At 63.0% G+C, this 12,507-nt stretch carries 14 protein-coding genes; 13 read left to right on the top strand and 1 reads right to left on the bottom strand.

What is annotated here, in order from left to right:
• Positions 1-96: 96 nt before the first annotated feature.
• Positions 97-954 (bottom strand): helix-turn-helix domain-containing protein, encoded by an 858-nt coding sequence (locus tag ACFTWF_RS44530; RefSeq protein ID WP_378467442.1) that lies wholly within the window; start codon positions 952-954, stop codon positions 97-99.
• A gap of 271 nt (positions 955-1,225) precedes the next feature.
• Here ACFTWF_RS44530 and ACFTWF_RS44525 point away from each other — a divergent pair, with 271 nt between their 5' ends.
• The 13 genes from ACFTWF_RS44525 to ACFTWF_RS44465 all read left to right on the top strand — a co-directional run.
• A complete protein-coding gene (locus ACFTWF_RS44525; protein WP_378467441.1) occupies positions 1,226-2,194 on the top strand; it encodes a VOC family protein in 969 nt (322 codons plus the stop codon).
• A 97-nt stretch (positions 2,195-2,291) separates the two neighbouring features.
• Entirely contained in the window at positions 2,292-3,146 is an 855-nt protein-coding gene (locus ACFTWF_RS44520) for an alpha/beta fold hydrolase (RefSeq protein WP_378467440.1), read from the top strand.
• Between the two features lie 7 nt (positions 3,147-3,153).
• Positions 3,154-3,969 (top strand): aspartate dehydrogenase, encoded by an 816-nt coding sequence (locus ACFTWF_RS44515; RefSeq protein ID WP_378467439.1) that lies wholly within the window; start codon positions 3,154-3,156, stop codon positions 3,967-3,969.
• A gap of 52 nt (positions 3,970-4,021) precedes the next feature.
• Complete coding sequence (locus ACFTWF_RS44510) at positions 4,022-4,705, top strand: RraA family protein (RefSeq protein WP_378467438.1); 684 nt, start codon at positions 4,022-4,024, stop codon at positions 4,703-4,705.
• A 36-nt stretch (positions 4,706-4,741) separates the two neighbouring features.
• Positions 4,742-6,037 carry a Rieske 2Fe-2S domain-containing protein gene (locus ACFTWF_RS44505; RefSeq protein WP_378467437.1) on the top strand — a complete coding sequence of 432 codons (1,296 nt, stop codon included), beginning with the start codon at positions 4,742-4,744 and terminating at the stop codon, positions 6,035-6,037.
• Positions 6,030-6,566 carry an aromatic-ring-hydroxylating dioxygenase subunit beta gene (locus ACFTWF_RS44500; protein ID WP_378467436.1) on the top strand — a complete coding sequence of 179 codons (537 nt, stop codon included), beginning with the start codon at positions 6,030-6,032 and terminating at the stop codon, positions 6,564-6,566. The genes ACFTWF_RS44505 and ACFTWF_RS44500 overlap by 8 nt, the downstream gene beginning before the upstream one ends.
• A 21-nt stretch (positions 6,567-6,587) precedes the next feature.
• Positions 6,588-7,460 (top strand): VOC family protein, encoded by an 873-nt coding sequence (locus ACFTWF_RS44495; RefSeq protein ID WP_378467435.1) that lies wholly within the window; start codon positions 6,588-6,590, stop codon positions 7,458-7,460.
• A 55-nt stretch (positions 7,461-7,515) separates the two neighbouring features.
• The gene (locus tag ACFTWF_RS44490) at positions 7,516-8,376 is read left to right on the top strand and encodes an alpha/beta fold hydrolase (RefSeq protein ID WP_378467443.1); all 861 of its coding nucleotides are present in this window, start codon (positions 7,516-7,518) and stop codon (positions 8,374-8,376) included.
• 41 nt (positions 8,377-8,417) lie between these two features.
• A complete protein-coding gene (locus tag ACFTWF_RS44485) occupies positions 8,418-9,764 on the top strand; it encodes a Rieske 2Fe-2S domain-containing protein (RefSeq protein WP_378467434.1) in 1,347 nt (448 codons plus the stop codon).
• A complete protein-coding gene (locus tag ACFTWF_RS44480; protein ID WP_378467433.1) occupies positions 9,751-10,044 on the top strand; it encodes a hypothetical protein in 294 nt (97 codons plus the stop codon). The genes ACFTWF_RS44485 and ACFTWF_RS44480 overlap by 14 nt, the downstream gene beginning before the upstream one ends.
• 71 nt (positions 10,045-10,115) lie before the next feature.
• On the top strand, positions 10,116-10,898 hold the full coding sequence (locus ACFTWF_RS44475; protein WP_378467432.1) for an SDR family oxidoreductase: 783 nt from the start codon (positions 10,116-10,118) through the stop codon (positions 10,896-10,898).
• Positions 10,899-10,974: 76 nt separating this feature from the next.
• A complete protein-coding gene (locus ACFTWF_RS44470; protein WP_378467431.1) occupies positions 10,975-11,862 on the top strand; it encodes a PDR/VanB family oxidoreductase in 888 nt (295 codons plus the stop codon).
• A gap of 156 nt (positions 11,863-12,018) precedes the next feature.
• Positions 12,019-12,507: MFS transporter (locus ACFTWF_RS44465; RefSeq protein WP_378467430.1), on the top strand; the 489-nt coding region annotated here is incomplete at its 3' end.

Here is a 12,507-nt window from a genome sequence, read left to right as displayed (position 1 = left end):
AATCAGGACCTAGACACTCCCGATTATCCCAGTTCACGAGGCACTTTCCTGATCTCCCACGCCGATCCGCCACCGCGATCATCCACGGATTCAGGCTTAGCTGTCCGTCCGTTGGTCAGTCGTGTCGACTAGTTCGGCAATTCTACGAGCAGTGCTCGAACCGTTCTCAACCAGGTGGATGAACATGGTCAGGTCCGGATCGTACGTCGAATCGAGTCGTTCGTAGTCGAGTTCAAGCTTGCCGATGGACGGATGGTCCAGTAGGACCTTGCCTCTGCGGTGGTGGACGACATTATGGTCAGCCCAGAGGGTTTTGAACTCCGCGCTCTGCGAGTTGAGATCGAGGATGAGTTTGGCGAGTTTGCGGTCCTCAGGATGGCGCGTGACGTAACGGCGCAGTGCCCCGACAGCTTCGGCGGCGCCGCGATCCCATTCGCACTCGAAGACTCGACTGGCCTGGTTGAGAAAGAGAAAGCGTGCGCGGTTGCCCTCGTCTTCTGGGTTGGCAAAAAGCGGCGAGTAGATGGCATACGCCTCGCGGTTCCCGGCAAGGAAATCCATGCGATGGTTGGTGATCCATGCTGGCTGTGGACTGAGTGCATCGAGGATCGCCTGCAGTGGGGGGCGTATGGCGTCGCTGTGACGAACCGGCCGTCTAGGGGTCCCCGAAGCGTTCGCGACGGCGTGCGCGAGGTCGCGCAGGTGCGTCGCCTCGAGGTCGTTGAGCTCGAGCGCGCGTGCGAGGGAGTCCAGTACGGATTCGGAGATTTGCTGCTTCCGGCCACGTTCGATGCGGGCGTAGTACTCGACACTGATGCCGGCGAGTGCGGCCACCTCTTCCCGTCGAAGGCCGGGGACTCGTCTCGCGGCGACGTCTACACCGAAAGTGGTCGGTTTCATGCGTGCGCGGCGGGAGCGGAGGAAACTTCCCAAGTCACTCTCTTCGGGTGCCATGGCCTAGAACTATACGCCCGGAAATGGGCACCAGTGCCGCACCGCACGGCAGATGAGCGCATCTGCCGTGTACTGCCGATACGTGCTTCCACAGAGGTGTATCAGATGGGTCTTCCGCCTTGTGTGAAGGCTGACACAAACTTGGAACTCCAAGCTTCCTGAGGCTCCCGGCGCGGCCCATTCCGGCACCCGGTTGCGAAGGAATATCGGCGTCGATAATCCGCGCGCCGACATTGATTATTCGGCAAGCGAGACCTGGAAATGAGTGCGCATGACATCAACCGCAGAAACTTCTCCGCAAAGTACTGACCGTTCGTCTTTCTTTCGGGCACGCAGGCTGGGACACGTCAATCTGTTCCAGACGAACGCCGGCGCCGTCAGTGCCTTCTATCGGGAGGTCGCGGGTGTGGGCCTGCACTATCACAAAGGTGATCGCGGGTACTTCCACACCAACGGCAACACCTATCACGACATCGGACTGATGGAAGCGGGTGGGGAAGGCCAGTCACGGCTGAACCATCTCGCCTTCGAACTCGCGACCGAGTCCGACCTCGTATACGGCTATGACGAGGCCGTCAGCAATGGCGTGAAGTTCACCAAGACGGCCTCACACGATGTCGCTCATGCCATCTATCTCAAAGACCCTGACGGCAACGGCGTCGAGGTTTACGCCGACATCGAGAGCAACTGGCGTGAGCTGCGCTCGGGCAACGTGGATGAAAAGCCGCACAAGGTCGACTGGAAACCAGGCGACAATGTGCCCCTGAAAGAGGCGCGCTTTCCCGTCAATCCTGATCTTCTGCCTGTTGACGGGGCGATCTTCCCCACCAAGCGGATCTCGGCTGCAACGCTCGTCGCACGAGACTTCTCTGCGATGCTCGACTTCTACACCACCGTTGTCGGCCTCGTCCCGATCCACGGCACAGTGGAATCGCCCTACGTCGTTCTCGCCGGCGCCACCGGGGAGGCTGCTCTTACCCTGGTTCACGAAGCGACCGGTCGGTCGGCAGGTCTGCACCATTTCTCCTGGGAAGTCGAGTCCGTCGCCGACCTGGATACCGCGCTCCCGCAGCTGGCCGCGGCCGGCCACGATGTCGTCGCGGACGTCGAGTGGCGCGGTCGCCGTAGTGTTTTCGTGAACGACCCCAACGGCTTCCTCATGCAGTTCTATGCCGACCAGCGACCCATCGCCGATGAATTGGTCGCCCTCCACGACGACCTGGCTCTCTTCGTTCTGTAAGGAGCTGGCCACCCATGAAGTTCTCCCTGTATTTCGCTGGCACGGGGCTCCACCTGCCTCTTTCCGTGCCCTGTGCTGAAGAAGTGCTGGTCAAGTCGTGAAGGTTCGTTTCATCGATGTGGACGGCGTCAGGACTCGCTTCTATGAAGAAGGAACCGGGGATCCTCTCGTACTGGTCCACGGCATCCGACTCGGTGCCGACAGCTGGTTCCACAACCTCGACGAGCTCGCAGTAGGCCGACGTGTGATCGCCCCTGATCTGCTCGGCTGCGGGTTCACCGATTCCATCCGCGAACCCGGCCCTGAGCCGATGAACGAGATGCTCGACCATCTCGGTTCGTTCCTGGACACACTCGGACTGGACCGCGCCGACCTGCTGGGGACCTCGCGCGGGGGGCTGTTGGTCAGCAATCTCTACCTTCGAAACCCGGACCGGTTCCGGAGCCTGACCGCGGTCTGCTCCGAGGTCGCCCTCGGCGGTACCGCCGAGATGCTCACCGAGACGTTGGGTGGGTCCCGCGCCAATGCCGGTTCGTACTACGACAACCCGGATCTGGCGAACGTCCGCAGGACCATGGCGAACGTGGTGTACGACATCGATACCGTCTCCGACGCGGTCCTTCTCATGCAGATGACCTCGGCAGCACTGCCCGGCGCGCGGGAGGCGTACGAACGCAGGGCGGGCGGGACGGCCGCCCATGGCACCGTGAACACCGACTTCCACTTCGGTGAGGAGCTCGGCAGCCGCCTCGGTGGTACGGCGGGGCCCTTCTTGGGGATCTGGGGTGCCGACGACCCGCGCGGCAACAAGGCCGCGGCGGACAACGTCGCCCGCTTGGTGCCCCACGGGGAGCACATCGTGTTCGACCGGTGCGGGCATTTCCCCTACCTGGAGCAGCCAGCGAAGTTCAACCGAATCGTCGACCAGTTCTTGCGCAGCATCGAGGAGTGAAAGTTACATGACAAACAAAACCGAACGTGTAGCCATTGCCGGTTACGGCGCGATCGGCCGCCGTCTCGTTCAAGAGCTGCGTGGCGGAATTCCCGGCCTCGAACTGGTGGCGGTGGCGACCCGCCGCCCGGTCGACGTCAAGGCGGAGCTTGTCGCGGACGGCATCCACGACGTCGCGGCTGTCGGGCTCGACGACCTGCACTTGACCGCGGATCTGGTCATCGAATGCACCTCCGGACATCTGCTACCGCAGATCGCGGTTCCGGTGCTCGAAGCCGGCAAGGAGGTTGTAGTCGTCAGCGCCGGTGCGCTCCTGCAGTTCCCGGAGCTCATCGAGACCGCACGCCTGCACGGTGGACGGCTGCTGATCCCCAGCGGGGCGCTCCTCGGTCTCGACGTCGTTGGAGCTGCGGCCCTTTCGGATCGTTGCGAGGTGGCAATCGAAAGCGTCAAGCCGCCGCGGGCCTTGGTCGGGGCACCGTTCTTCGAGGGTACGGACATCGATCCGGCGAAGATCACCGAGCGGACCCGGATCTTCGAGGGAACGGCGCGTGAGGCAGCGGGGGGATTCCCGGCGAATCTCAACGTCACGGCAGCGCTCGCGTTGGCCGGCGTCGGACCGGACACCACTCGTGCCGAGGTCTGGATTGATCCGGAGCTGGACACGAACCAGCACACCGTGACGGTCGATTCCAACGCCGTCCGGGTATCGATGACGATCAACAACATTCCGTCGGAGAACCCGAAGACCGGGCGGATCACCGCGTTGTCGGTGATCAGCCTCCTGTGGAAGCGGCACGCGCCACTCGTCGTCGGCTCGTGAACTGAGCATCAAAGACCGAACGTTTTTCAATCTCGAAGGGGTACTGCATCACATGACCACCAGCCAAACCACCGAAGCGGAGCAGGTCCGCTTGCGATTCCTGCAGGTTGACACCGCCAACGTGTGCGATGTGCTTGACGAGATGGGATACGTCGACCAGGCCCTTTCGGGAAGTTTCCTCCCGCAGCCGCCAACGGCACCGTCATTCGGCGGCTGGGCGTTCACGATTCGCGGCGAGATGGCTTCCTACCCTCTGGCCGACGGTGACAAGAAGAAGATGCTCGCCTGCGAGCAGATCGGCCCGGGCGAGGTCTCGGTGTGGGGCGGCGGCGCCGACGGAATCGCGTTGTTCGGCGACATGATCGCCTACCGCATGCAGGCTCAAGGATGTGTGGGTGCTGTTATCGACGGTGGTGTGCGCGACCTGGCACCGCTGCAGGAGCAGGGATTTCCGGTGTTCGCCCGCTACCGTGCTGCCGTCCAGTCGATCGGCCGTTGGCGCGTGATCGAACACGGAACGCCGGTCACTCTTCCGGGCGCAACAAATGACGTCGTCGTCCAGCCCGGCGATTTCATCCTCGCTGACCAGAGCGGTGCTGTGGTCGTACCGAAGGATGCCGTGCTGGAGGTGCTCGAGCGTACGGAGGCCCTCCAGGAGCAGGAGCGTGCACTGCGCGTCGACCTCGAAGCCGGACTGTCACTCGACGATGCGCTGAAGAAGTTTGGGCATGTCTAAGAACCTGATTCACCCGTCTCGAAGGGGGACGTACCAATGACCACACAGATCGAACGCCCGTTGACATCTGCCGATGACGGCACGCGCTTGTCTCCGATGCTGGTGTCGCGCAAGAACTACACCGACGCCGAGATCTTCGAGCAGGAGCGGACGAACATCTTCCGTCGCACCTGGCAGCTCATCTGTCACACGTCGGAGCTCCCCGAGAACGGCAGCTACCGGACGGCGAAGATCGCCGGTGAGCCGGTCGCCGTGTGGCGTGGCAACGACGGCGTCATCCGCGGCTTCCACAATGCGTGTACTCACCGCGGAGTCGAGGTCCTTCTCGGCAGCAAGGGCAACTGCCCGGGGTCGGTCAAGTGCATGTACCACGCGTGGACCTTCAGCGACACAGGCGACCTCGTCGGAGTGCCCTTCCCCAGGGCTTACGGGGAGGGTCTCGACAAGTCCCAGTACGGCCTGACGCCCGTCAAGGTCGCTGAGTTCGCTGGTCTGATTTTCGCCGCTATCGATCCGGCAGTCGAGGACTTCGAGGAATACCTGGGCGAGGCCGCGAGCTACCTTCGCGACTTCATGGAAGGTACCGAAGTAATCGGCCGCGCACGCTGGGACTACCCAGGTAACTGGAAGCTCTGGACCGACAACTTCCGGGACAACTACCATCCGCAGTTTCTGCATCGCCTGGTCGCCGATGGTCGCGGCGGCATGCAGCCCGGCAAGAACGTCGAGCTCTCCAGCGGGCACTCGATGCTGACGTTCCCGGCGTACGGGACGTTCAACATCGAGAAGTTCGCCGCCGGACTGGCCTCGGAGCTCGGTGAGAAGTTGGACCTCAAGCCCGCCGACAACCAGGGCCGCGGTCACACCGAGGAAGAGCAGCAAGCACGCCTGGATGCGTGGGAGCGCGATGTGCGCCATGGAACCACGATCTTCGCGGTCTTCCCGAACTTCGACCTGCAGTACGACATTCAGGGCCACAACATCTTCGTCGAGGTGGCGACTCCGCTCGGTCTCGACAACACCGTGGTCGAGCTTCTCGTGTTCGGCAAGGTCGGAGATTCCGAGGAGGAGCGCAAGCGCCGGCTCCAGGGCAGCGGCGACTCCCAGGGTTCGTGGGGCAAGATCTCCTCCGACGACATCGAGGCGGCAGTGCGCGCGCAGAGCGGCCTGCAGGGAAGTAGCCTCGCGACCTCCCACATGGGTCGCGGTCTCAAGCCCGGCAAGGTCGGCGACAAGTTCGACGAATACTCGTTGCGGTGCTTCCACAAGATCTGGAACGCCTACATCAACGAAGAGCCCATCGAGCTCGAAAGGAAGTTCGTCCATGAGTGAGCAGGAAACGCTGGATCACGAGGTCAGCCAGGTAGAAGCGGCGCCGATCAGCGGAACACGCACGTACGATCCCGTTCTGCTGGAGCGAGTCCGCGGCTTTTATGCCGACTGGGCCGCGTGTCTGGCCGAGGACCGTTACCGCGACTGGCTGGGGTTCTTCGACAAGGACGCCGAGTACATGCTGATAGACCAAGGGAACGTCGACACCGGCTTCTACCTGACCAGGGAGAAAGGTTTTGTCGCACTGCAGATTCGAGCGGCATACCTGTCCGGATACTGGCGGATGTCGCGGAAGCCGAGAACTCACGTGATCGGTAATCACCGCGTCTACATCGGCACTGACGGAACGCTCAATGTGAAGGCGGGCGTGGTCCTGGTCCGCAACGGCCTGGACGGTCACTCCCACGTTCACGCAGCCGGCACGTACGACGACTTGTTGGCCGTCAAGGGCGACAGCTTCGAGATCCTGCGCCACTCGGTGACGCTCGATGCCGAGGTGCAGCCGTACGACATGACCGACGTCGTCTGATTCTCTGGTCTGGAGGCTGTCATGACAGAGCAACTGATCCGTGCGCTCGGATACGTGGGATTCACCAGTGCCCGTCTCGAGGACTGGCGATCGTTTGGAACTAATATCCTCGGACTGCAGGATGTTTCGGATTTCGAGACTGCAGATGAAGAACTGCGCCTGCGTATGGACGAGCGCTCGTGGCGCCTCGCCGTCGAGGCAGGCGCCCAGGAAGGCCTGGCGTATCTCGGGTGGGAAACCAGTTCACCGAGCGCACTCGCTGCCCTGGTCGATCATCTGACGGCGCGTGGCGTCGAGCTGACCGAAGAGAGTCAGGATCTCGCTGACCATCGTGGCGTCGCGCAGATGTACAGCGCCCTCGATCCGGACGGAAACCGGGTCGAGTTCTACTGGGGGCCGCGCGCCGAACCGCTTCCGTTCCAGTCGCCTACGGGCACCGAGTTCGTCGCCGGGGCATTGGGTATCGGCCACATCGTCCTTCGCACCGTCGAGTTCGACGCATGCAACGAGTTCTATCGTGATGGGCTCGGATTGGGACTGAGCGACTACCTGATCGCGCCGCCGCGGCTGATCAATTTCCTGCACGTGAACGAACGTCATCACAGCCTGGCCCTGATCCAGGGTGACCCGGCGGCTCCGTCGGTCAGCCATCTGATGGTGGAGCCGACCGAGATCGATATGGTCGGCCGAGCGCTCGATCGGTTGTATGCCGAGGGCGGCACGCCATTGATCGGGCTCGGTCGACACATCAACGACGAGATGATCTCGTGCTACCTCGAGTCGCCGTCCGGGTTCAGGCTCGAATACGGCGCCGGCGGTCTGTTGATCGACCCGTCGAAGCACGTCGCCACCAGGTACACCGGCGACAAAGTATGGGGACATCGGAAGAACTGACACGCTCGCAGCGGCGGTCAATGAACATTCGCAAGAAGGAGGCGGGCGGTTGTCCGTGAACAGCATCTGGAACGACCTGGTCGGTGCGTCGGTCGGATTCAGGGGTAACAAGTACAAGACCCGTGTCATCGAGGCGGGCGAAGGACAGCCCCTCGTCCTCATGCATGGAAACGGTGGTCATGCCGAGGCATTCAGCCGTAACATCATGCGGCTGAGCGAGAACTACCACGTCCTGGCAATCGATCTGATGTGGCACGGATTCTCCAGTGGCCGGGAGTTCACCACCGACATGGTTCCCGCGTATGTGGACCAGGTCATCGACCTGCTGGATTCGATCGGGGCCGACAGTGCTCACCTCGAGGGTGAGTCGCTCGGTGGATGGGTCGCCATGTGGGCCGCTCTGCACCACCCGGACCGCGTGGGAAAGATCATCCTCAACACGACGGCCGGGGCCGAGCTCGAGGCCTTGCAGGTCACACCGGAGAGGCTGGAAGCCAAGAAATCTCTGCGGGAGCGATCACTGGCCGCCATCAATGACCCGACCCGTGAGACCGTGCGTAAGCGACTCGAGTGGCTGATGGCTGAGCCCAGCCGCGTCACCGAGGAACTCGTCACGTTGCGTCAGTTCTTCTATGAGCGTCCGGAAACGCGCGATGGACTGGTCAACGTGATGCAGAACAGCTTCACCTTGGACTCACCGCACCGCATCACCGCGGAGATGCTCGGCCAGATCAAGCAGCCCACCCTGGTGCTGTGGAGCGACCACAATCCCGGAACCGGCCCGGAGTTCGGTCGCCAGCTCAGCTCGGTGATCCCCGACGCGCAGTACCACTGTGTCGCGGACGCAGGCCACTGGCCGCAGTGGGAGAAGCCCGAAGAGCACGACTCCGTTGTCACGGCCTTCTTGCAAGCCTGACTTCAGACCCTTCGAAACCAAACCCACAGGAGACACGGCACATGTTGTCAACCGAGGATAATCAGTTACTCACCCAGACCGGCCCCGGCACGCCTATGGGGAATTACCTGCGTCGTTACTGGATTCCGGCGCTGATGGCCGAGGAGCTTCCCGACGACGGTTGCGCGCCCGTCCGAATCAAGCTTCTGGGCGAGGACCTGATCGCAGTCCGCGGCGCAGACGGCAAGACCGCATTGGTCGAGGAATTCTGCCCGCATCGCCGTGTCTCACTGTTCTTCGGACGCAATGAAAGCAGCGACAACTCACCCGACGGCCAAAACGGGTTGCGGTGCTCGTACCACGGGTGGAAGTACAACCTGGAAACCGGTGCTTGCATCGACATGCCGAGTGAGCCGGCAAACAGCCGGTTCAAGGAGCACATCAAGGTCGTGACCTACCCGCTGGTGCTGCGTGGCGACGTCTACTGGGTCTACATGGGCCCAGCGGAGAAGCAGCCGCCCGTGCCCGAGTTCGAGTGGACGACGGTATCCTTCCATCGTCGCCACGTCTCGAAGCGCATCCAGCACGCGAACTACTTCCAGGCCATGGAAGGCGGGATCGATTCGAGTCACGTCTCGTTCCTCCACAACGACGCCGAACTGTGGCGCCCGGACTGGAAGCGGAACAGGCGCCGCGACCACGGCGCAATCAAGACGGACACGTCGCCGCGCTTCTTTCTCGAGCCGACGGACTACGGCGTGCTCATCGGCGCCCGACGGGAACTCGAAGACGACCGTTACTACTGGAGAATCACCCCCTGGACCTCTCCGTGGTACACCCAGATCCCGTGGAACGGTGACGACCCGGCGGGTGCCCACGCCTGGGTCCCCCGGGACGACGGCAGTTGCTGGGCGTGGAGCATCGACTACCACCCGGAACGCGATCTCCGGAAGGAGGAGATCGACTTCATCAAGCTCGGCCTCGACATCCACCCGGCACTGCAGCAGGGCACGTTCGAGACCATCCAGAACGCCGGCAACAACTACCTGCAGAGCCGGGCACTGCAAAGGTGGGGGTCGATGACGGGCATCGCCGGCATCACCATGCAGGACGCCGCGCTGCAGGAAAGCATGGGTCCGATCGTGGACCGGAACAACGAAAACCTCGGTAGCTCGGACGCCGCAGTGATCGGTGTCCGCAAGCGGTTGCTCGCGGAGATTCGGGCCCTGCAGAACAACCCTGATGTAGTTCCGCCCGGCATCGACCCGGAAACCCACCACATTCGTTCCTACGCAACGGCACTCCAACGGGACGAACCGTGGGTCGAGGCCACCGCCGGGGCCCGCACAGGCCTCCGTCCCATCCCGGCCGGCGAAATGACCGGAGCAGGCCGCGATGGAACTCCGTGACCTCCTGGCCGTACCCTTCATGCTCGTCGTGCACTCGGTCGAGCACGAGGACGGCACTTGGCGAAGGCGGGCCGAGTACCCCGAGCTGCCGGGTGTCTTGGCCGAAGCAGCCACCGCGCTCGAGGCAATGGAAGAAGTCGAGCGCGTGAAGGTTCGCTATCTTTTCGAACGGCACGTGCGCGGCGAAGTGGTTCCCAGTAGTCGCGCTCCGCTGAAATCCGGAGGATCCGGCCTCAGCGGTGAGGCGATCTATCAGATCCTCGGTGAGCTCAGCCCCTGATCGCGAGTTTCGGACCATCACCGTGGGCGGCGTCCCCAACGAATGAAACCTAGACCTAGAGAAAGCAACACATGGACCTTCAGCTGAAAGACAAGGTGGCGCTGGTGTTCGGCGCCGGGGGCGGACTGGGCGGAGCCATCGCCGACGAACTCGCGCGCGAAGGTGTGCGTCTGGGCCTGGCGTCCCTGCGTCCCGAAGCGCTCGAGAAGACCCGCGCGCGGGTGGCGCAGTCGACCACCACTGTCGCCGTTCCGTGGGACCTGGCGGATCAGGACGTTATCGCCGGGAACATCGAAGCCGTCGAGAACGCCCTTGGTCCTATCGACATCGTCGTGCACATGACCGGGGGGCCGCCACCATCGCCGATAACCGGCCAGCCCGCATCGTCGTGGCAGACGCACTTCGAAGCCATGGTGCTCTCTGTTATCGGCATCACCGATGCCGTGCTACCCGGTATGCGCGCCAGAGGATGGGGGCGAGTGATCACCAACGTCTCCAGTGGTGTCATCACACCGATTCCCGACCTGGGGCTCTCCAATGCGTTGCGATCCACGTTGGTCGGATGGAACAAGACCTTGGCTCGCGAGATCGCCTCCGATGGAGTCACCGCCAACCTGGTCGTGCCGGGACGCATCGAGACCCCGCGTATCGGTCGCCTCGACGCTGCGCGCGCAGAACGTACCGGAATCACCCCAGAGGAGGCCGCCAAGGCGAGCATGGCCTCTATTCCCACGGGACGCTACGGAAACCCCGAGGAGTACGCAGCTGCGGTTGCATTCCTCGCGAGTTCGCGAGCGAGCTACATCACCGGTACCGCCCTGCGCGTTGACGGTGGCCTGATCCCGTCAGTGTGACCTCACTGACGTCATGAAGTGGAGCAAGACAATGCAGTTGCTGGTGAGAAGTGCTTGCTGGGAAGCCGAAGGTGTTGTGTCCCTCACCCTGGTTGACCCCACCGGTCGGGACCTTCCCGAGTGGGAAGCCGGGGCGCACGTCGACCTGACGGTCGGCGACGGCTCGATTCGGCAGTACTCGCTGTGCGGTGACCCGCGCGACCGCAAGTACTACCGTATCGGGGTCCTCAGGGAAGCCGAAGGACGCGGGGGTTCCCTGTACATCCACGACGAGCTGAGGGTGGGCGCACTCGTCGAGGTCGGGGAGCCTCGCAACCACTTCCCCTTCGATCCGCCTGCACACATCCGGTTCGTTGCCGGCGGTATCGGCATAACCCCGCTGATCCCGATGATCCGGGAAGCAGAGCGCCGGGGACTGGACTGGAACCTCACTTATGGAGGCCGCAGCAGGGCTTCGATGGCGTTCCTCGACGAACTCGACGCCACGCGCGTAGCCGTGCAGCCTGCGGACGAAGTCGGGCTGATCGACCTCGATCGGGCGCTCGGCGACCCTCGCGCAGACGTTGCCGTCTATACCTGCGGACCCGCTCCGCTGCTGGACGCAATCGAGGCGCGGGCCGAGTCCTGGCCGGCGGGTGCGATCCGTCTGGAGCGGTTCTCGGCTCCGGCGTCGTCCGCCGTCGACGAAGGCGCGGACGCACCGTTCGAGGTTGTGGCGAAGCGCAGCGGTGTCACCGTGTCGGTGCCTGTTGGTCAGAGCATTCTCGCAACGCTCGACGAAGCGGGGGTGAGCACGCTGAGTTCCTGTTCGGAGGGGATCTGCGGGGCGTGTGAGACCCCCGTGGTGGAGGGCACGCCCGACCATCGCGACTACGTACTGAGCGATGAAGACAAGGCAAGCGGGTCGTGCATGATGATCTGCGTTTCTCGCTCCAGCAGTACACGGATCGTCCTCGATATCTGAGTTCGGGCGGTCAAGTGGTGAGGCCGATAATGGCTAGGATGGTTGCAAGAAATGGAGCTCGTGGTGAGTAATCAGATTCAAACCGCAGCAAAACCTCAGGGCCGGTTATCGCTGTTGACAGTGAGCCCCGCGGTTCTCATTGCGATGTTCATGACGATGGAATTCATCAGTGGTGTCGACCAAGGATATCTCGGCCCCCTGCTCCCCGATATCGGGACTGAATTCAATGTGTCGGAAAGTGCTTTGCTGTGGGTCATCGTCATTCAGAGTCTGAGCGTCGTCGTCGCCGTGCCCGTGCTCGGCAGGCTCGGTGACCTCTACGGGCACCGGAAGATGCTGCGGATCGCCGTGGTCTGCGTGGGACTGGGAAGTCTTCTGCTGGCAATCGCGCCGAACTTCGCGGTGCTGCTGATCGGCCGCGTTCTCATGGGGCCGCTGGCCGTGTGGCTTCCGCTGGAAATCGCGATCCTCGCCTCCCGGCTCCGGGAGGATCAGACGCGCCCGGCAATCGGAAAGCTGGCCGGTGTCTTCACGGTCGGTATCGCGGGAGGTAGCTTCCTCAGTGGCTTCGCGATGCAGGCGTTCGGTAGCCTCCGCCTGGCACTCGGGCTCATGTTCCTGCTCACCATCGTGTGTGCGGTCATC

This window comes from Rhodococcus sp. NPDC056960 (assembly GCF_042674125.1).
Lineage (GTDB): Bacteria > Actinomycetota > Actinomycetes > Mycobacteriales > Mycobacteriaceae > Rhodococcus_F.
The sequence above is the reverse complement of the archived record's forward strand: the minus strand, read 5'-3'. Positions and strand labels throughout refer to the sequence as shown.

Excerpts from the sequence above, each read along its gene's own strand:
- ACFTWF_RS44530 (WP_378467442.1), bottom strand. The coding sequence starts at position 954 with ATGGCACCCGAAGAGAGTGACTTGGGAAGTTTCCTCCGCTCCCGCCGC.
- ACFTWF_RS44525 (WP_378467441.1), top strand. The coding sequence starts at position 1,226 with ATGACATCAACCGCAGAAACTTCTCCGCAAAGTACTGACCGTTCGTCT.
- ACFTWF_RS44515 (WP_378467439.1), top strand. The coding sequence starts at position 3,154 with ATGACAAACAAAACCGAACGTGTAGCCATTGCCGGTTACGGCGCGATC.
- ACFTWF_RS44510 (WP_378467438.1), top strand. The coding sequence starts at position 4,022 with ATGACCACCAGCCAAACCACCGAAGCGGAGCAGGTCCGCTTGCGATTC.
- ACFTWF_RS44505 (WP_378467437.1), top strand. The coding sequence starts at position 4,742 with ATGACCACACAGATCGAACGCCCGTTGACATCTGCCGATGACGGCACG.
- ACFTWF_RS44500 (WP_378467436.1), top strand. The coding sequence starts at position 6,030 with ATGAGTGAGCAGGAAACGCTGGATCACGAGGTCAGCCAGGTAGAAGCG.
- ACFTWF_RS44495 (WP_378467435.1), top strand. The coding sequence starts at position 6,588 with ATGACAGAGCAACTGATCCGTGCGCTCGGATACGTGGGATTCACCAGT.
- ACFTWF_RS44485 (WP_378467434.1), top strand. The coding sequence starts at position 8,418 with ATGTTGTCAACCGAGGATAATCAGTTACTCACCCAGACCGGCCCCGGC.
- ACFTWF_RS44480 (WP_378467433.1), top strand. The coding sequence starts at position 9,751 with ATGGAACTCCGTGACCTCCTGGCCGTACCCTTCATGCTCGTCGTGCAC.
- ACFTWF_RS44475 (WP_378467432.1), top strand. The coding sequence starts at position 10,116 with ATGGACCTTCAGCTGAAAGACAAGGTGGCGCTGGTGTTCGGCGCCGGG.